Annotated in this window: 17 protein-coding genes and 1 tRNA gene; 14 read left to right on the plus strand and 4 right to left on the minus strand. The window is 57.9% G+C overall.

What is annotated here, in order from left to right; translation table 11 throughout:
• Nucleotides 1-317: 317 nt before the first annotated feature.
• The 4 genes from trpB (at nt 318) to adhP (ending at nt 5,272) form a co-directional block, all read left to right on the plus strand.
• Nucleotides 318-1,652, plus strand: coding sequence for a tryptophan synthase subunit beta (gene trpB, locus QFX07_RS03585; protein ID WP_279754153.1), 1,335 nt, complete (start codon nt 318-320; stop codon nt 1,650-1,652).
• Nucleotides 1,652-2,506, plus strand: a complete 855-nt coding sequence (gene trpA / locus QFX07_RS03590; RefSeq protein ID WP_279754152.1) for a tryptophan synthase subunit alpha — start codon at nt 1,652-1,654, stop codon at nt 2,504-2,506. The genes trpB and trpA overlap by 1 nt, the downstream gene beginning before the upstream one ends.
• Nucleotides 2,506-3,510: a prolipoprotein diacylglyceryl transferase gene (gene lgt, locus QFX07_RS03595; protein WP_279740184.1), complete on the plus strand. Its 1,005-nt coding sequence runs from the start codon at nt 2,506-2,508 to the stop codon at nt 3,508-3,510. Before trpA ends, lgt begins: the two co-directional genes overlap by 1 nt.
• Nucleotides 3,511-4,231: 721 nt before the next feature.
• Complete coding sequence (adhP, locus tag QFX07_RS03600; RefSeq protein WP_279740182.1) at nt 4,232-5,272, plus strand: alcohol dehydrogenase AdhP; 1,041 nt, start codon at nt 4,232-4,234, stop codon at nt 5,270-5,272.
• A 764-nt stretch (nt 5,273-6,036) separates the two neighbouring features.
• Here the strand turns inward: adhP and QFX07_RS03605 are convergent.
• From QFX07_RS03605 to QFX07_RS03615, 3 genes are all read right to left on the minus strand, one after another.
• Nucleotides 6,037-6,576 carry a GH25 family lysozyme gene (locus QFX07_RS03605; RefSeq protein WP_279754151.1) on the minus strand — a complete coding sequence of 180 codons (540 nt, stop codon included), beginning with the start codon at nt 6,574-6,576 and terminating at the stop codon, nt 6,037-6,039.
• Between the two features lie 24 nt (nt 6,577-6,600).
• Entirely contained in the window at nt 6,601-6,744 is a 144-nt protein-coding gene (locus tag QFX07_RS03610; RefSeq protein WP_279754150.1) for a hypothetical protein, read from the minus strand.
• A 350-nt stretch (nt 6,745-7,094) separates the two neighbouring features.
• Nucleotides 7,095-7,667: a flavodoxin domain-containing protein gene (locus QFX07_RS03615; protein WP_279754149.1), complete on the minus strand. Its 573-nt coding sequence runs from the start codon at nt 7,665-7,667 to the stop codon at nt 7,095-7,097.
• 516 nt (nt 7,668-8,183) lie between these two features.
• Between QFX07_RS03615 and pyk the strand changes: the two genes are divergently transcribed.
• Nucleotides 8,184-9,647, plus strand: coding sequence for a pyruvate kinase (pyk, locus tag QFX07_RS03620; protein ID WP_279740175.1), 1,464 nt, complete (start codon nt 8,184-8,186; stop codon nt 9,645-9,647).
• Nucleotides 9,648-9,876: 229 nt separating this feature from the next.
• Here the strand turns inward: pyk and QFX07_RS03625 are convergent.
• Nucleotides 9,877-9,956, minus strand: a tRNA-Leu gene (locus QFX07_RS03625).
• Nucleotides 9,957-10,267: 311 nt separating this feature from the next.
• On the opposite strand from QFX07_RS03625, the gene ffh reads away from it, so the two are divergent.
• From ffh to ettA, 9 genes are all read left to right on the plus strand, one after another.
• A complete protein-coding gene (gene ffh / locus QFX07_RS03630; protein WP_279740173.1) occupies nt 10,268-11,845 on the plus strand; it encodes a signal recognition particle protein in 1,578 nt (525 codons plus the stop codon).
• Nucleotides 11,846-11,963: 118 nt separating this feature from the next.
• Entirely contained in the window at nt 11,964-14,636 is a 2,673-nt protein-coding gene (locus QFX07_RS03635) for a YqhG/Tai3 family protein (protein ID WP_279740171.1), read from the plus strand.
• A gap of 12 nt (nt 14,637-14,648) precedes the next feature.
• On the plus strand, nt 14,649-15,134 hold the full coding sequence (locus QFX07_RS03640; protein WP_279740169.1) for an NUDIX hydrolase: 486 nt from the start codon (nt 14,649-14,651) through the stop codon (nt 15,132-15,134).
• 310 nt (nt 15,135-15,444) lie between these two features.
• Nucleotides 15,445-15,867: a 30S ribosomal protein S16 gene (rpsP, locus tag QFX07_RS03645; RefSeq protein ID WP_005505689.1), complete on the plus strand. Its 423-nt coding sequence runs from the start codon at nt 15,445-15,447 to the stop codon at nt 15,865-15,867.
• A gap of 2 nt (nt 15,868-15,869) precedes the next feature.
• Entirely contained in the window at nt 15,870-16,115 is a 246-nt protein-coding gene (locus tag QFX07_RS03650) for an RNA-binding protein (RefSeq protein ID WP_005505691.1), read from the plus strand.
• A 237-nt stretch (nt 16,116-16,352) separates the two neighbouring features.
• Nucleotides 16,353-17,015, plus strand: a complete 663-nt coding sequence (rimM, locus tag QFX07_RS03655; protein WP_279740166.1) for a ribosome maturation factor RimM — start codon at nt 16,353-16,355, stop codon at nt 17,013-17,015.
• A gap of 3 nt (nt 17,016-17,018) precedes the next feature.
• Entirely contained in the window at nt 17,019-17,963 is a 945-nt protein-coding gene (gene trmD, locus QFX07_RS03660) for a tRNA (guanosine(37)-N1)-methyltransferase TrmD (protein ID WP_279740164.1), read from the plus strand.
• A gap of 207 nt (nt 17,964-18,170) precedes the next feature.
• A complete protein-coding gene (locus QFX07_RS03665) occupies nt 18,171-18,458 on the plus strand; it encodes an antibiotic biosynthesis monooxygenase family protein (RefSeq protein ID WP_279754148.1) in 288 nt (95 codons plus the stop codon).
• An 809-nt stretch (nt 18,459-19,267) separates the two neighbouring features.
• Nucleotides 19,268-20,947 (plus strand): energy-dependent translational throttle protein EttA, encoded by a 1,680-nt coding sequence (gene ettA, locus QFX07_RS03670; RefSeq protein WP_279754147.1) that lies wholly within the window; start codon nt 19,268-19,270, stop codon nt 20,945-20,947.
• Nucleotides 20,948-21,115: the final 168 nt, after the last annotated feature.

Here is a 21,115-nt window from a genome sequence, read left to right on the forward strand (position 1 = left end):
CAAACTATGCACCCCTTAACCTGTGCGCTCTTGCCGCACACCTCTGCCTACCCTCGTTTGCGTAGCGTTGAAATCTTCCCAGGTGAGCCTCACATACCCTTGAGCGCACCCACCCCGGAGAATGTCACATGTCCTAGGGGTGGTCATGTGCACCCCAGGGTACTGTTCACCGCCTGCGCCCGGGTACTATAGGGGGATATATGCGAACGTCGCCCCGCCCTACCCGCGGCTGCGTGGTGTTTCGCTGTGATTAGGCCTGATGCCCCGCCCTACCCGCGGCGCGCATCTGGCGGTAACCATCCAGGGAAGGAATAGTGATGAGCGAAAACCTGGCAGATGCTTTCCTCAACGGTAAGTCGTTGAAGAATGCCCCCGGCCCCTATTTTGGTGAGTACGGCGGGCGGTGGATGCCCGAGTCGCTGATTGCCGCCATGGATGAGCTGGAGGCGACCTTTAACGAGGCGAAGAACGACCCCGAGTTTATTGCTGAGTTCCAGCGTCTTTCTGCTGAGTATTCGAACCGTCCGTCGCTGCTGACGGAGGTTCCGAAGTTCTCTGAGCATGCTGGTGCGCGTGTGTTCCTCAAGCGTGAGGACCTGAACCACACCGGTAGCCATAAGATTAATAACGTGCTGGGTCAGGCTCTGCTGGCTAAGCGTATGGGTAAGACCCGTCTGATTGCGGAGACTGGCGCGGGTCAGCACGGTGTTGCGACTGCTACTGCGGCTGCGCTCTTCGGCATGGAGTGCGTGGTCTACATGGGTGAGGAAGACACTGAGCGTCAGTCGCTGAATGTGGCCCGTATGCAGCTACTGGGTGCGAAGGTGATTGCGGTTCAGAACGGTTCCCGCACTCTCAAGGATGCCATTAATGAGGCGCTGCGCGATTGGGTTTCGAACGTTGAGAACACCCACTATCTGCTGGGTACTGCTGCTGGTGCGCACCCGTTCCCGGCGATGGTGCGTTTCTTCCACGACGCTATCGGTGAGGAGGCGCGCGAGCAGATTCTGGTTGAGACCGGCCGCCTGCCCGATGGTATTGCTGCCTGCGTGGGTGGCGGTTCGAACGCGATTGGCCTGTTCCACGCGTTCTTGGACGATTCGTCGGTTGAGATTTACGGTTTTGAGGCTGGTGGCGACGGCGTGGAGACGGGCCGTCACGCGGCGACTATTACTCTGGGACGCCCGGGCATGCTGCACGGCGCGATGACCTACCTGATGCAGGATGAAGACGGTCAGACTATTGAGTCCCACTCGATTTCGGCTGGTTTGGATTACCCTGGTGTGGGTCCGGAACACTCTTACCTGTCTGATATTGGTCGCGTGACCTACGAGCCGGTGACTGACACCGAGGCGATGGATGCCCTGAGCCTGCTGTGCCGTACTGAGGGTATTATCCCGGCGATTGAATCCTCGCACGCTCTGGCGGGCGCGCTGCGCGTGTGCCAGCGTTGGGTTGCGGAGGACCCGGAAGCCGCACGCGAGAAGACGATGATTGTCTGCCTGTCTGGTCGTGGCGATAAGGACATGGAGACCGCCCTGAAGTGGTTCGGCCTGGGTAAGGCTATTCCCTCTTCAACCCTGATGACCGGTAATAAGGAAGCTGCCGCATCCACTGCACAGAACGCACAGGCTGAAAGTGAGGCTAAGTAATGAGCTACCAGGACGCTATTTCGCATGCTGCCCCCTTTGAGGTGTTGGACGGTACGTTCCCGACTTCTAACCCCGATTCGCCGCTGGCAGCTCGTCTGACTGAGTGTGAGAAGCAGGGCCGCGCGGCGCTGATTGGCTACCTGCCGGTGGGCTTTCCGACCCTGGATGAGTCGATTGACGCGGCGATCGCTTTGGGCAATAACGGCGCGGACATTATTGAGCTGGGCGTGCCTTATTCTGATCCGGTCATGGATGGCCCGGTGATTCAGAAGGCGACTGGCGTGGCGCTGGAGAACGGTTTCAAGCTTCCTCATCTGTTTGAGGCGGTCCGCCGTATTACCGAGGCGACCGACGCGGTGGTTGTAGTGATGACTTACTGGAACCCGGTTCTGGCGTACGGTGTGAAGAATTTTGCGCGTGATTTGGTAGCCGCCGGTGGCGCGGGTATGATTACCCCGGATTTGGTGCCTGATGAGGCGTCGGCGTGGTTTGAGGCTTCTGAGGAGTACGGTCTGGATCGTATATTCTTGGCGGCTCTTTCTTCTTCGCCGGAGCGTCTGGCGACTATTGCGAAGGCGTCGAGCGGCTTCGTATACGCCGTGTCGGTGATGGGTGTGACTGGTGCCCGTACCTCCGTGTCGGAGGCGGCTCGTACCCTGGTTGCGGACATTAAGGCTGCCGGTGCGCCTCGTGCGTGCGTGGGCCTGGGCGTTTCGACTCGCGCTCACGTTGAGGAGATTGGTGCGTATGCGGACGGCGTGATTGTCGGTACCGCACTGGTGAAGGCTTTGGCTTCTGGCGGTGTTGATGCGGTGGCTAAGCTGACCCGTGAGCTGGCGGGGTGTGAAGGCTAATGTCTGATGTACTCTCTCTGGCGAGCGTGCCGGTAGCTAACGTGCTGGCTTCGATTCCCTCCCCGAGCGTTTCGTACCTGCAGCTGGGCCCGTTCCGTGTGCATTTCTATGCCCTGTGTATTCTTGCGGGTATGGCGGTGTGCTTGTGGCTGGGCGCTCGCCGTTGGAAGGCGGCGGGTGGCACCCCTGAACGCGTTTTTGACGTGGCGATGTGGGCTATTCCAGCGGGCATTATTGGTGCTCGCGCCTACCACGTGCTGATTACTGACCCGGGTAGCTATTTCGGTCCGAATGTTGCTGATCCGTGGGCTTTCCTGAAGATTTGGGAGGGCGGCATCGGCATCATGGGTGCCGTGTCGGTTGGCGCATTGGGTGCTTGGTATGGTTGCCGCCGCTACGGGATTAATTTCCCGGCTTTTGCGGATGCGGTAGCGCCGGGTATACTGCTGGCTCAGGCGTTTGGCCGCTGGGGTAACTGGTTCAACCAGGAACTGTTCGGCAAGCCGACGACTCTGCCGTGGGGCTTGGAGATTAGCGCGTCGAGCAGTAATTTCCCGCCCCAGTATCCGGCGGGTACGCTGTTCCATCCGACATTTCTGTACGAGTCGTTGTGGAACCTGCTGGGTGTGGCTTTGTTGCTGTGGCTGGGCCGTAAGGGCGTGCTGAAGCTGGGGCAGACCCTGTGGCTGTACGTGCTCTACTACGGTATAGGGCGCCTCTTCATTGAGATGTTCCTGCGTATTGATACCTCGGAGATGCTCTGGGGTGTTCGTATTCACGTGTGGACTGCTCTGCTGCTGGTTCTGCTGGGTGCTACTGGTTTTGTGGTGGCTGGTCGTCGTGCGGCGGCGAAGGCTGCTGCGGGTATTGAGCCAGCTCCTGCGGAGTTCGTTCTGAAGCCTGCCGCAGATGAGTCTGCAGAGGACGCTGAGAAGAAGGCATCCGAGAGGGTAGAGTCCGCCGAGGATTCTGACTCTTCTGAGTCTTCGAGGAAGGGCTCCTAGCTTTCGTCTTCTAGCTTTCGTCTAAATTTCATCTTGATTGAACCCGCCGTGTGGAGGTGCACTCCGCACGGCGGGTTTGCTGTACTTGCCGATGCTTCATCTGCCCTGTCACGCCGCCGACTGCTGATGGTTCGGTGATTGATTTTTCGAGCACTTGCACCCAGAAGCTAGTGAGTACTGCGACTGCCGGTGCAGCTGGCTGACGGTGGCGCTGGCAGCGGTAGTAGGTTCATGGATCTGGGCTAGGCGTTGAACGCTCCGAATGGTCCGGGTGAGCGCGGCGGTGCAGGCTATTAGGGTTGTATTCTGCTTCTAGACGGTGGCTATGAGCGGCTATGAGCCTGTAGGGATTGTATAGGTGCAGATTGAACCCTTTCTTTAGGGTGGTATGCGCCTCAAACTTAATATTTAAATTTTTTTCTAAATGCTTCCCAGGCCTCTGGTTTAGGAAGCATTCTCATCTTCTGTGTCACTTCGTCATAGCGTCATATAAACCTTTGGCGGTTTAGTGCATTGGTAGGAATAGACCTTATCGAAAGCTTATCCTCGCTCGCGTGCCGACCACTAAGTAACCCCTCTGTCATATTCGGGGGTAAACCTTTAGATTGGCGGCTCATCATTTTACGGTGGAAATGTAAAGAATACGCGCGCCCACCCCGTTAGGTTGTACAGCGCAAATTGCGGCTTGAGCGCGGCCACCAATGACTAAGGAGTTTAGGTCATGTGCAAGGAAACCATGAAGGCTGTTGTCGTCCCTGAGAAGGTTGACGGTTCGGTTGTTGTCCGTGAGGTTCCCGTTCCGGCTGTCGGTCACGGCCAGGCGCTTGTGAAAATTGAGTACTCGGGTGTGTGCCACACTGACCTGCATGTGGCTTCCGGCGATTTCGGTGAGGTTCCGGGTCGTATTCTGGGCCACGAGGGTATCGGTCGTGTTGTCAAGGTAGGCGAGGGTGTTGAGTCCCTGAAGGAAGGCGACCGCGTGTCGGTGGCTTGGTTCTTCGAGGGCTGCGGTCACTGTGAGTACTGCACCTCGGGCCGTGAGACCCTGTGTCGTTCGGTGAAGAATGCAGGCTACTCGGTTGATGGCGGCATGAGCGAGTACACCCTGGTGACCGCTGATTACGCTGTGAAGGTTCCCGAGGGTCTTGACCCGGCGCAGGCAAGCTCGATTACCTGCGCCGGTGTGACCACCTACAAGGCGATTAAGGAGTCGCTGGTTCGCCCCGGCGAGTGGCTGGTTGCTTACGGTGCTGGCGGTCTGGGTAACCTGGCTGTTCAGTACGCTAAGAAGGTTTTCGGCGCTAAGGTTATCGCTGTTGACATCAACGATGACAAGTTGGCTCTGGCTCGTGAGACCGGCGCTGACCACGTCATCAACGGCCGTAAGGTTGAGGATGTTCCGGCTCGTATTCGTGAGCTGACCGGCGGTGGCGCTCACGCTGCTGTGGTGACCGCAGTGTCGAAGGTCGCGTTCAACCAGGCTGTCGAGTCGGTTCGTGCGGGCGGTTCTGTGGTTGCTGTTGGCCTGCCCTCGGAGATGATGGAGCTGTCCATTGTGAAGATTATTCTGGATGGCATCCGCGTGGTGGGCTCCCTGGTGGGCACCCGTCAGGATCTGGCGGAGGCGTTCCAGTTCGGTGCTGACGGCATCGTGGTTCCGGTGGTTCAGCTGCGTGAGGTTGACGAAGCACCGGCTGTCTTCGAGGAAATGGCGGCAGGTAAGATTACCGGCCGTATGGTTCTGGACTTCACCAGCCTCTAAGCTGGCGGATGATTCCAGGTCCTCGGTAGGGCTTCAAGGTCTCACTCGGCTGGGGTCCTGCCGGTAGTTTCGATGGTTATAACGTCTAGGGCGCATCCCGTGTGGCGGGGGAGTAGGGGTACTCTTTCTGCCGTGCATACGACGCGGGGTGCGTCCTAGTGTTTTTAGCTAGATGTTTTAGTGCCGGGTTTTTGAGAGCCGTTATCGTAAGGGGCTGAAAATCTGTGTGAGTACTATGTTCATAAACGTAATATGTACGGGAATTTATTTTGAAAATATCGGAGAATATCTCAAAAATCCCACCATATTAGTTCATTAGAGTACCTTATTTGACATCTATTGACCTTAAAATACATACTTACATTGTAAACATTTAATCACTGGTTGAAGTGTAATATTTGCCGAAAAGATAGGTTTCGAACGCCCCTGCGCATACCCTTGATGTATCGGGATGTAACGTGTGAAGGTTTCGGCCTCCTAGATATCGATTCCTTCTCCCAGAACGTTATACCCGGGTGAATTTCAGCATCTTCGTACCGTGCCGTTATTCACCGTTGAGTCCTTACTTCCGGCCAGGCACCCCTCTAAGATACCTGCGGAAGAGGTCTCAGAAAGATTAGTGTGGGCCCCACGGACATAGTCAATGGGGACTATGTCCGCCACACTAATCCGAAATTCTTGGACGATACCGCACCAACGCTTTGCGGCGGCGCACTGCCTCGACATAAATTTATCTGCAGGCACGGGTAATATAACCGAGTTCTCTACTCACTCGGTAACCCACCCGCTACAGAGCACATCTTGATTTTGTGTTGTTCAAAAGATGCGTCCCGTAGCGAAAGAACGAGGGGCACCTCTGCCAGGTGCCTCTCGTTCTTATATGTGCGTTTTATCGTTGAGTAGATTCCACGCTGTTTAGTAACTGACGCGCTCTTTGGTAGATTCCACGCTGCGCGGTCCTGGCCGTTCACCCAGTTGCGGTGCACCGCGTTGGGGTTCTTCGCCAGAGCCTTCAGATCATTCACGGTGCCGAGGAAAAAGTTCGAGTCACCCACGAACGGGCCGGAGTTGGTGAACTGCCACATGCTGTAGCTGCTCCAACCCGCCGGAATTGCATCGACCACGGTCGAGTAGCTTGCCAGGTGCAGCGGCAGAGTGCCGAACTGCGCCGAGCTGTTGTACTGCTGAGCAAAGTAGGGGTTGGTGTAGTAGGTGCTCTCGGTCGCTTTCGCGTAGGCAAAGCGGGAATCTACGGCGTAGGCACTCACCCAGTTCACGTTCTGCTGGTGTGAGGAGACGTCCATGCCGAGGGTTCCGCCGGAAGGAATCTAGAAGGAGCGGCCTTGCGCCAGCGCTTGACCGGATGCCAGGCCCTGACCAGCCGCCAGACCCTGTGCGGAGCTCCGGGTTGTGGAAATACCGCTCAGAGTTGTGGTAAAAGCGGGGGAGGTGGCACCGGTTCGTGTGTTCATTACTGTGCGGACCGCACTATCGGGCGACTGTCTGTCGAGGTGTCTGTCGGAGGTGTCTAGCGCGGTGTGATCGGCCTGAGGGAATACCTCTTGGAGCGCGAAGGAAGGGGGGGTGGGCCGCACACACAAAGACCCACCCCCTCAGCGTCCGGCTACTGTTGGGGTGCGGCCTCGCATCCAGCATCCGGAGTTACATGGCCGATGCAGGAGAGATGAAGAGTCATCGACCACGCTATGGTGCCTGTTGGCACGTTTATCTCGGTGAGCCCCGCCCGACCTCTCGGCTTCTTGCCGTGCCTATCCGAGAGGGGCGGGTGGGGGTCAACGAAAGCTAGTGAATCCTGAAGGATTTAGAGGAACTTCGCGATGTCCTCAATCAGCGGCTTGAGAGTCTCGCGGTCGATGTACTCAGCCTTGCCGGTCTTGTAGCATTCGAGCATCTGCTGAATACCTTCGTTGGGGTGCGGGTTCGCCATGAGCCATGCGCGTACCGGGCCCTTCAGTGCGGTCTTATGAGCCAGTGAAATCTTGTCGAAGTCGATACCGCCACGCAGGTGGTAGACGGGGCGACCTTCGGTGAGTTCGGGCGTGTAGCTCTTGGCGACGGCCTTGTCCAGCAGCTTCTTGGAGTATTCACCGGTGAAAGAGACGGTGAAGAATGCGGTGCGGTTCTTCTTGGGTGCAATAATCGGCAGAATCTTCTTGCGAAGTGCCGGTGCCCCGTTGAGGAATCCACCGTAGTCGCTGCCGGCAATTACGAAAGCGTTGAATGCCTCTGCCTGCTCGGGGGTGACCTTGGAGGCGGGGACAGTCTCAACTTCGGGAGCCTGCGGGAGTGCACGTAAATCTTCTGCCAACCAGGTGGCGTACTGTTCGGTGTAGCCGTAGGTGGAGCCGAAGATAATCAGCACGCGAGTAGTCATCTGTGAACCTTCCAGATATATTTCGCATTTCAAATACTAATTATGGGTTCCAATATAGGCTAGGCGCGCGAAAATGTGAAATCGCCTAGCTCTTGGATGCCCTATCTATTTTCTCATAGCCCAGTCTGAGTGTCTCTATGTTTTTGAAATATGCTCGAACGTTCTCGAATGTAACTAAATATTGTGCAGTAGGGGCTATGCATGAGTAAAAAGTACCCTAATCTACTTTCCGGGGAATGAGGGTGAATGGGGTGACGGTTGGCTCCCTCTGATGTGTCCAGTGGGGAGGGGTAAATAAAATGCGATGTGAAACACTATTCTTCAAGTGGAAAGAGTTGGGTGAGGCATACCCAACTAGAGCCAAAACGCCTATAATTAAGAAGGAACCCCACGCATCTGGCACGTGGTGACCTGTTAGAGCATGTGGGAATAGTTGGGAATTTTGACGTTAGTCTTCCCTGGAAAATCAGCGTGAACCCTAGAGGTCACGCAAAACAATACACAAAGGTTAGGTACATGAGGCGCGCAAAAATCGTTGCAACCATCGGTCCGGCAATCGAATCCCCCGAGAAGATTTCCGAGGCAATCAAGGCTGGCCTGAACGTCGCCCGTCTGAACATGAGCCACGGTGACCACGCCGAGCACCAGGGGCGTTACAACACTATCCGTGAAGAATCCGCAAAGCTCGGTAAGGATGTTGCAATCCTCGCCGACCTGCAGGGCCCCAAGATTCGCCTCGAGCGTTTCGCCAACGGTAAGGAATACCTTGAGCCCGGTGCAGATTTTACCATCACCTCCGAAGACGTTGAAGGTACCGCAGAAATCTGCGGCACCACTTACAAGGGCCTGCCCGGCGACGTAAAGCTCGGTGACAAGCTCCTGCTCGATGACGGCAAGATTCGCCTCGAAGCAATTGAGGTCACCCCCACCACCGTTCGCACCCGCGTGATTGTCGGCGGCCCCATCTCTAACAACAAGGGTATTAACCTGCCCGGCGCAGCAGTCTCCCTGCCCGCGCTGACCGAGAAGGACGCAGACGACCTGCGCTTCGCACTGAAGATGGGTGCAGACATTATTGCACTCTCTTTCGTTCGTACCGGTGCAGACGTTGACCCCGTCCACAAGATCATGGACGAAGAGGGCATCCGCGTGCCCGTTATCGCAAAGATTGAGAAGCCCCAGGCAGTTGAGAACTTGCAGGACATCATTGACAAGTTCGATGGCATTATGGTCGCTCGTGGTGACCTCGGTGTTGAGCTACCCTTCTCTGAGGTTCCCCTCGTCCAGAAGAAGGCTATTGACATGGCACGCCGCTGGGCAAAGCCCGTCATCGTGGCAACCCAGGTGCTCGAGTCCATGACCGACAACCCCGTTCCCACCCGTGCAGAGGTTTCTGACTGCGCTAACGCAATCCTCGACGGTGCAGACGCCGTTATGCTCTCCGGTGAGACCTCGGTCGGTAAGTACCCGATTCTGACCCTGCAGGCAATGGCTGCAATCGTCAAGGACACCGAAAAGGACGGCCTGTACCGCGTACCTGAGTTGGACCGCAAGCCCCGAACCCGCGGTGGTGCAATCACCCGTGCAGCAGTGAACATCGCAGACCAGCTGGATGCAAAGCTCATCGTAACCTTCACCCAGTCCGGTGACTCGGCACGTCGTCTGGCACGTCTGCGCCCCGAGACTCCGATTGTTGCGTTCACCACCAGCTCGAAGGTTCGCTCCTTCCTGTCCATGCTGTGGGGTGTTGACGCTGAGCAGGTTGAGATGATTACCAACCAGGAAGATATGTTCCACTACGTGGATGAGTACCTGCTTGAGAATGGTCTGGCAGAAGCTGGCGACCTGGTCGTCGTTGCTGCTGGTGCTCCTGCAGGCCACGCAGGTACCACCAACATGGTTCAGGTACACCGCGTCTCCGGTGCTGAGGGTGAGCGTGAGGACCTGCGTCCTTACGAGGAGAACGAGGTCAAGCGCTAAGCCGCTAACTCTTTCTGAGTGAATTTTTGAGGGGTAGCTCGGATTAGTTCCCGGAACATACTGCCCGATGTATAGAAATCTCCGCCCGGTCGTGAACTATCATGGCTGGGCGGAGGTTTCTTATGCTTACGGGTGTTTACCTTCGGCTGGCTATGCGAAGGTATGGGCATGCACAGGTATAGAAAAAGCGGCGGGAAAGTTTCAAACTTTCCCGCCGCTTCAGTGTGAGTGCCCGAGGTGGGACTCGAACCCACACTCCGAAGAACCTGATTTTGAGTCAGGCGCGTCTGCCAATTCCGCCACTCGGGCGTATCACGCACTAGTGCGTAACACCTTTAGAATTCTAACCCAGGCTGTCTAGAAAATCTAATTCATCTGACATGTTGAGGGTACTGCGGGGTGCGGAGCGTCTGTTGAAGGTATTTGCCGTGCTCCTGATACGCCTTAGCTAGAGGCGCCCCTCGGTCTAAATCCTGAGCTGAGGGTGAACCGGTGGAGCTTATCCACAGGTGGAGGCGGGGGAGAAAGCGCTCATCCTGTATCCTTAAAGACTGACTAACCATCCCCGTTCGCCTTCGCGGCTGGGGGCCACCTCAACGTTAAGAAAGTGATCACGGCTCGTGTTCAATTCTCTCTCAGACCGCTTGACGGCAACTTTTAAGAACCTGCGCGGCAAGGGCCGCCTCTCCGAGGCAGACATTGATGCAACCGTCCGCGAAATCCGCCGCGCCCTGCTCGACGCTGACGTCGCTGTCCCCGTGGTCCGCGAATTCACCGCCCACGTGAAGGAACGCGCTCTCGGTGCGGAAGTTTCCGAGGCGCTGAACCCCTCCCAGCAGATCGTCAAGATTGTGAACGAGGAGCTGGTGAATATTCTCGGCGGCTCTACCCGCCGCATCAACATGGCGAAGAGCGGCCCGACCATCATTATGCTGGCGGGTCTGCAGGGTGCTGGTAAGACCACCTTGGCTGGCAAACTGGCTCACTGGCTGAAGGGCCAGGGCCACACCCCGATGCTGATTGCATCCGACCTGCAGCGCCCCAACGCGGTGACTCAGCTGAAGGTCGTCGGTGAGCGCGCGGGCGTGCCCGTGTACGCGCCGCACCCCGGTGTGACCAGCGAGTTTGACGTACCCACCGGCGACCCCGTGCAGGTGGCGCGTGACGGCGTAGCTGAGGCTCGCGCTAAGCTGCACGATGTGGTCATCGTCGATACCGCGGGTCGTCTGGGTGTTGACGCTGAGCTCATGCAGCAGGCACGTAATATCCGTGACGCTATTGAGCCGCACGAAGTTCTGTTCGTCATCGATGCGATGATTGGTCAGGACGCCGTGAACACTGCTAACGCCTTCAACGAGGGGGTGGACTTCACCGGCGTGGTCCTCTCTAAGCTTGATGGTGATGCCCGCGGTGGTGCGGCACTGTCGGTGGCTTCGGTCACCGGCAAGCCGATTATGTTCGCGTCCACCGGTGAGAACGTCACTGACTTCGAGCAGTTCCACCCGGACCGTATGGCAAGCCGCATCCTGGATATGGGTGACATCCTGACTCTGATTGAGCAGGCTGAAGCTCAGTGGGATAAGGCTGAAGCCGACCGCATGGCGAAGAAGTTCATCGATCAGGAGGACTTCACGTTTGAGGACTTCCTGGCTCAGATGCAGCAGATTCGTAAGCTCGGTTCCATGAAGAAGCTGCTTATGATGATGCCCGGTGCGGCTCAGATGCGTCAGCAGCTTGAGGCTTTTGACGAGCGCGAAATTGACCGCGTGGAGGCGATTGTTCGCTCCATGACCCCGCACGAGCGTGTGGCTCCGCGCATCATTAACGGGTCTCGCCGTGCCCGTATTGCTAAGGGTGCGGGTGTAACCGTGTCTGAGGTGAACCAGCTGATGGAGCGTTTCGCTCAGGCTCAGAAGATGATGAAGAAGCTTGCTTCGGGCAAGATGCCCGGCATGCCCGGTGGTATGCAGATGCCCGGTATGGCGGCTGCAGCCGGTGGCGCTCGTAAGAACGCGAAGAACAACAAGAAGAAGAAGGCTCGCTCCGGCAACCCGCAGAAGCGTGCGGCTCAGGAGGCGGCAGCAGCTAAGGCACAGCAGGCCCGCGCCGGTGCTGCATTCGGTCAGCAGGCTCAGAGCCAGGAGATGGATCTGTCCAGCATGAACTTGCCGAAGGGCTTCGAGAAGTTCCTGCAGTAAGAGCAAATATGAGCCCCGGTAAGGGGTGGTACGGGTGCGCACGTGGTGACGGGGCGCACCCGTACCGGTATGGTGCCCGGGTTGGGTATATGAACGGGTGTGTGAAGGGAAGGTATCAATGGCTCAGAACGAGCAGAATTGGAATCGAGAGAACGCGGATGATCAGCTGGATGAGCAGGTCATGCCGTGGTCTCAGCGCGCCTTCGCTGATGACGCTGTAGAGGACCCCGCCGGCGAATCTGCAGTTGAGTCTGCAGCTGAGCCTGTAGCTGAGGAGGGCTCGCTGGGCTTCTCCGATGCTCCCGCAGAGGGCAGTGAAGACGACCTTTCAGGTGACTTTTCAAAGGACTTTGCGGATGGCTTCGACGATGGTTCGAGCATCCTTCCCGGGTACACCCCCGTCTGGGCGCGTATCGCCCTCGAGTACGGGGAGCACTCCGCCGAACTGACGGGCGACCTCATCTACTCCAGCGAGAGCGAAGACCCCGCCGTTGACGACGTTGCCGCAACCATCATGAACCTCATTCGTGAAGCCCGCAGCATACACGATGAGGTGAAGGCGGAAGACCACGATAAGCAGCGCACCTGGAACGACCGCACGAAGGTTGACCGCCTAGCCGCCGCCCTGGAGAGCGAAGAGTGGACCGTCGATAAGCTCACCGGCATGTGGGACGACGCCCCCGCACCCGCCGGAACCGGCGAATCGGATAACCCAGAGTACCTGCGCGCCCAGAATGAGGAGCGAACCGCTAAGAAGCAGCGCAATGAGCGCATCGAGCAGACCATGGAGCTGGAGGAGAACATTCAGCGCCGCCGCATCATGGCTCGCTCCACCACCGATGAGGAGCTGATTGTCGCCCTCATTGAAGCGACCGCCGCCTCCCCGGAACTGATTGCCTACGAGGTGGGCGAGCATCAGGTACAGCTCTACGTGCTGTGCGCCGTGGATGATGAAGGTTACATGAATGTGCTGGAGGTCGCTGACGGCCACCTGCACGTGGGTACTCCGGTTGAGGATTACGTGGCGCAGCTGGTGGATCAGCTGCCGGTTACCGGTGCCGCCCTTGAGGGTGAGGCGACCGTGTGGGAGGAACTGCCCAATGGACAGGGTGAGTTGGAGTTCCTGGTGGACGGCGACGCCGCCATGCTCATTGACCTGCCCATTGACATGATTACGGGGCTTCTTTTGGCGTACCTTCCTGCTGGTACCCGGCAGGTTGTTGCCGCGCCGGCGGGGGAGTGGACCCTCATTTCTGCCGATCCGGTGGATCTGATGGGCCTGCTGGGCCTGCTGAACTGTAACGCCCTGATTGCTGAGGGCAACGCGAACCAGCAGCACCTGGTGGTCTATGAGGAGCCTGCCCGTGAACCCTACTCGGATGAGGAGTGGTACCTGGAGGCGTTCGGCGAACCCTACGAGAATATCGTGGAGGAGTTCACCTGGCAGCGTGTCCCTAAGCGCCTGAACCGTGCTCTCAGTCGTGAGGAAATCGCACGTTTTGGCGGTGTGTTGGAGGACCTGCTTTCGGAGCTTCCCGGTAGCGCCCCGGAGCTGTCGGGTTCGAAGATTTTCGGTTCCGAGGAGGAGGAAATCGAGCAGGGTATCGCTAATGTCATGGCGATGTTTGGTGTGGAGGTTGACTCCATTACCAGTCGCCGCCTGAATGCGTACCTGCGCGATACGAGCAATACCTTAGCGTTGGAGTCGGTGCTGCAGCTGCTGGGTGTTCCCACGGAGCTGGCGCTGGTGCCGACCACCGGTTTTGATGTGGCGTCGATTAGTACGGCGCGCGTCTTCGGCAATGAGGATGAGGGCTTCACGCAGCCTGCAGATGCGGCTGAAACTGCCGATGTGTCTAAAGGTACGTTCTCTGAGGAGGATGAGGAGGTCGCACCTTACCCGGGCGGCTACACCTCGCCGCTGGATCGTAGCTACCGCCTCGTGGCGACTGGCCGCCGCGTGACTCTTGCCGAGTGGACGGACGCTATCAATAACGCTCATATTCCTTACGAGTACACCCACCTGGGTTCCCCGGAAGGTTCTGAGTCGGACTCTTTTGTGGAGACTGAAGAAGGCTACCTGACTCTTGACAGCGCCCTGCATGAGGCTGACTCCGCGGTGGATGAGGGGTATGGCATCGTATCGCAGGAGGTGATGGTGAGTCAGCAGGATTTCGAGGGTTCTGCTGGGCTCGTGCCTCAGAAGAACGCTGTGGTGAGTGAAAGAAATGAGCCGAATGCCCCGCAGATGAGTGCATCTCAGAGCTCCGCACCGCAGGGTTCCTTCGTGCAGAGCCTTGTACCACGTTCGCGCTGCAAGCGTCTGACTCCGGAGCAGATTCGTGCCAAGACCCGCCGCGTGGGCATTGCCCTCAGTATTGATGTGACGGCTCAGAGCGCTATCGCCTTGATCCTGGCGAATGTGGCACGCCGCCGTCGCGCTCAGGGTAAGGCGAGCCGTAAGTGCTCGGTGGCCGCAGCGCTCTTTGCTCTGAATGCCACCGTGGAATCTGCGCTGATTCCCACTGTGCTGCGTTCTTTTGAACGTACTCAGACGAAGAAGCATGCCCACACGGTGGCGGACGCTGAGCTGGTGCATCCGGGTGTTAGCGGGAGCGGTGAGCGCTCGACCAAGAAGCGCACTCTGATTGATGATTTGCGTGAGGGGCACTACCGCACGGTGGAGGATGCTACCCCGTCCACGGAGCAGGCACCCTCTGGACTGCGCGAGCGTGCCCTGGGTATAGTGCGTAGCATCAGGCAGCGTACTGCGAAGAAAACCGAACGCTAAAGGAAAGAAGCCATGAAGGATTCCTATCTGAGCAATGAAGAGCTGAAGGCTTTTATCGCCACCTTGCCCACGCGCCGTTTGGCGGCGGGCGCGCTGATTCGTAATGAGCGTGGCGAGATGCTGCTGGTGAAGCCGAACTATAAGGACGGCTGGATTCTTCCCGGCGGTACCGTGGAGGCAGGCGAGGCGCCCAAGCCCGGTTGTGAGCGTGAGATTACGGAGGAGCTGGGCCTGGGTGTGAAGCTGGGTCGTGTGTTGCTGATTTTCCACGGCCTGGCGTTGGGCGTGTGGGGCGATTCGACCTACTACATGTATGACGGCGGCGTGATAGCAGCGGATACGAAGATTACCCTGCAGGATGCTGAGCTGGTGACCTACGAGTGGGTTGCTCCGGAGAACCTAGATGGCTACGTGCGTCCGTCGATGGTGGAGCGTCTGCGTGAGTGCTACCGCGCTCTAGAGACGGGGGAGACCCTGGAGATGAGCAACCTTGACTAGTGGCGGCTATGCTGCGGCTCGCCGGGCATAGCTATCTGAGCCGAGTAACAGCCTAATGACCGGGCACATCACGGGTGCATCACCGGGCACAGAACGCTGTTTAAAAGTGATGTTCGGTGCCTTGAGCAATTATTTTTCCGTGGCGCTAGCTTAAAATCTTGGGCTCTGATACCCTAGCTGAGTACCCGGCGACGCGCGACCCCTCTCTTCGCGCGCTGTTGTGTCCATAGAGGTGCCGTGAACGGCCCGCCCCACGGGTGCTGAACCGTGTGCCTCGCACCAATATTATGAAACAGGAGTAACCACTAAAGTGGCTGTTAAGATTCGTCTCAAGCGTATGGGTAAGATCCGCGATCCTCGTTACCGCGTCGTGATCGCTGATTCGCGCGTCAAGCGCGATGGTAAGACCATCGAAGAGATCGGTATTTACCACCCGACCGAGCACCCCTCGCGTATCGAGATCAACTCTGAGCGTGCTCAGTACTGGCTCTCCGTCGGCGCACAGCCGACCGAGCAGGTTCTGGCTCTGCTGAAGCTCTCGGGCGACTGGGCTGCATTCAAGGGCGAGAAGGCAGAGTCCAAGGTTCTGCCCGTTGAAGCTAAGGCTGAGTTCGTTGTTCCCGAAAAGGGTTCCGTGATCCTGCCCGAGGCTATCACCCCCAAGGCTGAGAAGGCTGAAGAGGCTGCTGAAGAAGCAGCACCCGAGGCTGAGGCTGAGGAAGCAGCTGAGTAATTATGTTGGCTGATGCACTCGAACACCTGGTTCGAGGGATTGTCGATCGTCCGGAGGACGTAAAGGTGCGCCTGCGCACCCAGCGTCACCGTGAAACCCTTGAGGTTCGCGTGCATCCGGATGACCTGGGCCGAGTTATCGGCAGGTCCGGTCGTACCGCCAAGAGCATCCGTCTGGTGATGGACGCGATATCTGATGGCGAGCCGATGCGTATCGACATTATCGACACCGACAAAAAGCGACGCTAGCTCGTAAACGCTTGAAGCCCCCGCTCCCGGAATTATTCCGGAAGGCGGGGGCTTTTGCGTACCCGTTTTCTCTGCGCGAGTTATTGCTGTGAGTTATCTGTACGAGCGCTCGCCCCCGGTCACCGTGGAGGCGAGGGAGAGGCGGCAGAATGCGCCCGTCCTAAGTGCCCGGTAGAATAGTGGGAGCCGTGTACGCGCACGGCGTAGGTTTTAACTTGTATCCAGCGGAGGAAAATTATGCAGGTTGTGGTGGCTCGTATCGGTAAGCCTCACGGTATTCGTGGTGAGGTGACGGTTCAGCTCTTTACTGATGCCCCGCAGGAGCGTTTTGCCCGCGGTGAGGTGCTCGGTATCGAGAATTTCAAGCCCGGCTCTGCTGCCGCTTCGGTGGCGCCTACCGGTGAGCTGACGGTTGCCGGTGCCCGCTGGAACAAGAAGATTCTGGTGGTCCGTTTTGATGAGGTGACTACCCGCAACCAGGCTGAGGAGCTGCGCGGTAGCCGCCTGGTCTACGAGGTTCCCGAGGATGAGGGCGATGAAGAGGGCTTCTACGAGCAGGAGCTGGTGAACCTGCCCGTGTACCTGCTGGCGGACGTTCCCGAGGGTGAGAGCCCCGTGGATAACCCGGCTGTGGGCAAGCCGCTGGGTAAGGTGACCGGTCTGCAGACCATGCCGGTTCAGGATTTGCTGCTGATTAAGCTGGCTCGTTCGCCGCGTCTTGCATCCGGTGCGGGTGAAGAGATCATGATTCCTTTTGTTGAGGAGATTGTGCCCGAGGTGGTTCCCTCGACCGAGAATGAGCCCGGCTTTGTACTGCTGACTCCTCCGGCGGGTTTGATTGACCTGGTTGAGGATTCTGCCCAGGTGACTGAGCATTCGACCGAGCAGGCGGGGGAGTAGTCCGTGCGCTACGATGTGGTCACGATTTTCCCCGAGTACCTGGAGCCGCTGAAGCTGTCCCTGCTGGGTAAGGCGCGCGAGAAGGGCCTGGTGGACCTGCACCTGCACGATTTGCGTGAGCACACCTTTGACCGTCACCGCACGGTGGATGACACCCCGTATGGCGGTGGTGCGGGCATGGTGATGAAGGCGGAGCCGTGGGGCTTGGCGCTGGATGAGGTGCTTGCCGCCTCCCCGCTGAACGTTACCGAAGATGCTCCTGAGGGTGCTAAGTCTGAGGGTGCTGGGCCCGAGGCTGATACCCGCCCGCTACTGATTGTCCCGTCCCCGGCGGGTGCCGTTTTTGATCAGGCAATGGCGTACAAGCTGGCGGAGGAGAAGCATATCGTCTTCGCCCCGGCGCGCTACGAGGGCATTGACGAGCGCGTGCTGGACTGGGCGCAGGAGAGCTTCCGCGTGATGCCCGTTTCCCTGGGCGACTACGTGCTCTACGGTGGTGAGGTTGCAGTCATGGCAATGATTGAGGCTATCACCCGCCTGATTCCGGGTGCGATGGGTAACCCCGCCTCCCTGGAGGAGGAGTCGCATACGGGTGGTCTGCTGGAGTATCCGGTGTACACGAAGCCCGCCGTGTGGCGTAACCGTGAGGTGCCGGAGGTGCTGCTATCGGGTAATCACGGTGCGATTGCGCGTTGGCGTCGTGACCGTCAGATTGAGCGCACCCTGGAGCGCCGCCCCGACCTGTTGGAGGCGTACCCGGTGGAGCAGTGGGATAAGAAGGACCGCCGCTTCTTGGCTGAGCGTGGGGTGCATTTTGCGAACCAGGCGAAGGCTGCTCAGAAGAAGGCGAAGAAGAACCCCGCACCTCAGGCTGATGGTGTGGCTCAGACTGATATCGTGGCTCAGACAGCACAGACTGATACCGTGCAGACCCAGCCGGAATCCTAAGCTGAACGGGTGCTCGTGAGTGCCTTGTGATTCTCTGAACGGGGGTTAGCGTCATATAACTGTTAGTTGGTGCTAACCCCTATTTTTTGTGTCCATGAACCGTTATGCTGAGGTTAACCTCGCTAAGAGCATAGTCTACCTATAGCTGGCGCGAGGTTGTAACCCGCTTTCATTGTTGAAAGTACGTACTCAACAGAAGGAGGACATATGTCCGTTGTTAAGGTTCACCGTTTGACTGTCGTTGGCGACAACCGCGCTGAGCTGGAGAACCGCTTTGCTGCTGCCCGCCACATTGCTGACTCTTTCCCCGGCTTTGAGGGGTTTGAGCTCTGGCGCCCCCTGGATGAGGGTGGCGACTACTTTGTGGTGACCCGCTGGGTTGATGAGGCAAGCCATGATGCGTACGCGGCGGCTCGTCGTGAGCGTGACCCCAATACTGTTGTCTCTCACGCTGATGGCACCATGAGCTTCGAGAAGGTGGAGTTCGGCGAGTAACCGGTCACTCGGGAGAACTACGGATAAACTCCACCGGTTATCGCCCTGAGTAGGGTTCTATCTCATTTTTATCTCAAACAGTGTGGGGCTGCACTAACTTTTCTGCATATTGCTTTAGGTGGGTATTAGCCCAGGTGGAGTGATATAGGGAAGGTTTAGGGTGGCCCCTCCTTGATTTTTCAGGGGTTATAGTCCGCGGGTGTTTTGTCCTGGCTGGATATATGGGGTCGGCACTATAAAGCACCTGAAATGTGCTCAACGGGAATCGGTGGAATACCTCAACCTGAAAGTGACACCTTGATGCAAAAAGGTTATTATGGTTCCCGAGAGCATACATTCGTCCGTGCCGGTAGTTCGGGCGAAGACAGCGATCCCCTCTCAGCTATGTCGTATGATGTGGTTGAGTCACTCAAGGGAAATATTCAGCGCACCCATGTGAGCCCTTCCTCTCCATAGGAAGCTCTGGCAAGGGAGCCAACTCAACTATCACGTATTCACACAAGTGGTGCATGGTACAAAACCCCGCAATATATGGGATGGGAGCTTGGTGGTTCGAGCGTTCATCGTGGTTGATGACCCACCCAATGCGGATAGGAATGTGCTTTGCAAAGCGGGTGAGTAAGCCGGTGGTCCGGACCGGTGCTCACCCGCTCCGCCGTTAAGGACCGCTTTTCACACACTAGGCTCAGTGCTTCCTGCTTTAAGTCTTCTTGTGATAGCTTCGAGTATAGTGCCTGCGTGGTACTCCGCATAGCATGTAATCCAAAACTCTCGTACCCTCAATCGAATTCACGCTAAAATAGGTAACTATGGCTGAATTTATTTATCAGATGATCAAGGCCCGCAAGACTGTGGGTGACAAGGTCATCCTTAACGACGTGACGATGTCGTTCTTCCCCGGCGCCAAGATCGGTATGGTTGGTCCGAACGGCGCGGGTAAGTCGACCATCCTGAAAATCATGGCTGGCCTCGACCAGCCCTCCAACGGTGAGGCGCGCCTGACCGCAGGCTACAGCGTGGGCATCCTCATGCAGGAGCCGCCGCTGAACGAAGAGAAGACCGTTTTGGGCAACGTTGAAGAAGGCGTGGGCGAAATCAAGTCCAAGCTGGACCGCTTCAACGAAATCTCCGCCCTCATGGCTGAGCCCGACGCTGACTTCGACGCCCTCATGGAAGAAATGGGTCAGCTGCAGGAAGCTATCGACGCTGCTAACGCTTGGGACCTCGACTCCCAGCTGGAGCAGGCAATGGAAGCGCTGCGCTGCCCGCCCGCTGACATGCCCGTCACCCACCTCTCCGGTGGTGAGCGCCGCCGCGTGGCGCTGTGCAAGCTGCTACTGCAGAAGCCTGACCTGCTGCTGCTCGACGAGCCCACTAACCACCTGGACGCAGAGTCCGTGCTCTGGCTGGAGCAGCACCTGCAGTCCTACGAGGGTGCGGTCATCGCGATTACCCACGACCGTTACTTCCTCGACCACGTGGCCGAGTGGATTGCTGAGGTTGACCGCGGTAACCTGTACCCCTACGAGGGTAACTACTCCACCTACCTGGAGAAGAAGCGCTCCCGCCTCGAAGTTCAGGGCAAGAAGGACGCTAAGCTCGCTAAGCGCCTGAGCGAGGAACTGGACTGGGTCCGTTCCAACGCTAAGGGCCGCCAGGCTAAGTCAAAGGCTCGTCTGGCACGCTACGAGGAGATGGCTGCGGAGGCTGAGAAGACCCGCAAGCTTGACTTCGAAGAGATTCAGATTCCTCCGGGACCCCGCCTGGGTAACGTGGTTATTGAGGCTGAGAACCTGCAGAAGGGCTTCGACGGCCGCTCCCTGATTAACGGCCTGTCCTTCTCCCTACCCCGTAACGGCATCGTGGGTGTGATTGGTCCCAATGGTGTGGGTAAGTCCACCCTGTTCAAGACCATCGTTGGTCTGGAGCCCCTCGACGGCGGCAACCTGAAGGTCGGCGAGACCGTGAAGATCTCCTATGTTGACCAGAACCGTGCGAACATCGACCCGGAGAAGAGTCTCTGGGAGGTCGTCTCTGACGGTCTGGACTACATCCAGGTCGGCAATGTAGAAATGCCTTCGCGTGCGTACGTTTCCGCGTTCGGCTTCAAGGGCCCGGACCAGCAGAAGAAGGCGGGTGTGCTCTCCGGTGGTGAGCGTAACCGTCTGAACCTGGCGCTGACCCTCAAGCAGGGCGGTAACCTGCTGCTGCTCGATGAGCCCACTAACGACCTGGATGTTGAGACCCTCGCATCCCTGGAAAATGCGCTGCTGGAATTCCCCGGCTGTGCAGTGGTCGTCTCCCACGACCGTTGGTTCCTGGACCGCGTGGCAACCCACATCCTGGCGTGGGAAGGCACCGATGAGAACCCGGATCAGTGGTACTGGTTCGAGGGTAACTTCGAGTCCTACGAGAAGAACAAGATTGAGCGCCTCGGCCCTGAGGCTGCTAAGCCGCACCGCGTGGTGCACCGCAAGCTGACCCGATAGGGTTTAGTTCGGTAGCGAGCCCCGCCTCCTGATGCTGTTATGACGCAGGAGGCGGGGCTTTGCTGTGCACGCTAGATGCCGTATGCGCTGGTGAGGGAAGGAGTGTGTGTTCGCCGGTAGAAATAGTTCGCCCAGTGGTGACCGGTGCGTCATGGCGGAGTTCACATT

It is taken from the genome of Rothia similimucilaginosa (assembly GCF_029850985.2).
Taxonomy (GTDB): domain Bacteria; phylum Actinomycetota; class Actinomycetes; order Actinomycetales; family Micrococcaceae; genus Rothia.

What these genes read in the sequence shown, in the direction of transcription:
- trpB (WP_279754153.1), top strand. Translation starts at nt 318, where the DNA reads ATGAGCGAAAACCTGGCAGATGCTTTCCTCAACGGTAAGTCGTTGAAG.
- trpA (WP_279754152.1), top strand. Translation starts at nt 1,652, where the DNA reads ATGAGCTACCAGGACGCTATTTCGCATGCTGCCCCCTTTGAGGTGTTG.
- lgt (WP_279740184.1), top strand. Translation starts at nt 2,506, where the DNA reads ATGTCTGATGTACTCTCTCTGGCGAGCGTGCCGGTAGCTAACGTGCTG.
- adhP (WP_279740182.1), top strand. Translation starts at nt 4,232, where the DNA reads ATGTGCAAGGAAACCATGAAGGCTGTTGTCGTCCCTGAGAAGGTTGAC.
- QFX07_RS03605 (WP_279754151.1), bottom strand. Translation starts at nt 6,576, where the DNA reads ATGGACGTCTCCTCACACCAGCAGAACGTGAACTGGGTGAGTGCCTAC.
- QFX07_RS03610 (WP_279754150.1), bottom strand. Translation starts at nt 6,744, where the DNA reads ATGAACACACGAACCGGTGCCACCTCCCCCGCTTTTACCACAACTCTG.
- QFX07_RS03615 (WP_279754149.1), bottom strand. Translation starts at nt 7,667, where the DNA reads ATGACTACTCGCGTGCTGATTATCTTCGGCTCCACCTACGGCTACACC.
- pyk (WP_279740175.1), top strand. Translation starts at nt 8,184, where the DNA reads ATGAGGCGCGCAAAAATCGTTGCAACCATCGGTCCGGCAATCGAATCC.
- QFX07_RS03635 (WP_279740171.1), top strand. Translation starts at nt 11,964, where the DNA reads ATGGCTCAGAACGAGCAGAATTGGAATCGAGAGAACGCGGATGATCAG.
- QFX07_RS03640 (WP_279740169.1), top strand. Translation starts at nt 14,649, where the DNA reads ATGAAGGATTCCTATCTGAGCAATGAAGAGCTGAAGGCTTTTATCGCC.
- QFX07_RS03650 (WP_005505691.1), top strand. Translation starts at nt 15,870, where the DNA reads ATGTTGGCTGATGCACTCGAACACCTGGTTCGAGGGATTGTCGATCGT.
- rimM (WP_279740166.1), top strand. Translation starts at nt 16,353, where the DNA reads ATGCAGGTTGTGGTGGCTCGTATCGGTAAGCCTCACGGTATTCGTGGT.
- QFX07_RS03665 (WP_279754148.1), top strand. Translation starts at nt 18,171, where the DNA reads ATGTCCGTTGTTAAGGTTCACCGTTTGACTGTCGTTGGCGACAACCGC.
- ettA (WP_279754147.1), top strand. Translation starts at nt 19,268, where the DNA reads ATGGCTGAATTTATTTATCAGATGATCAAGGCCCGCAAGACTGTGGGT.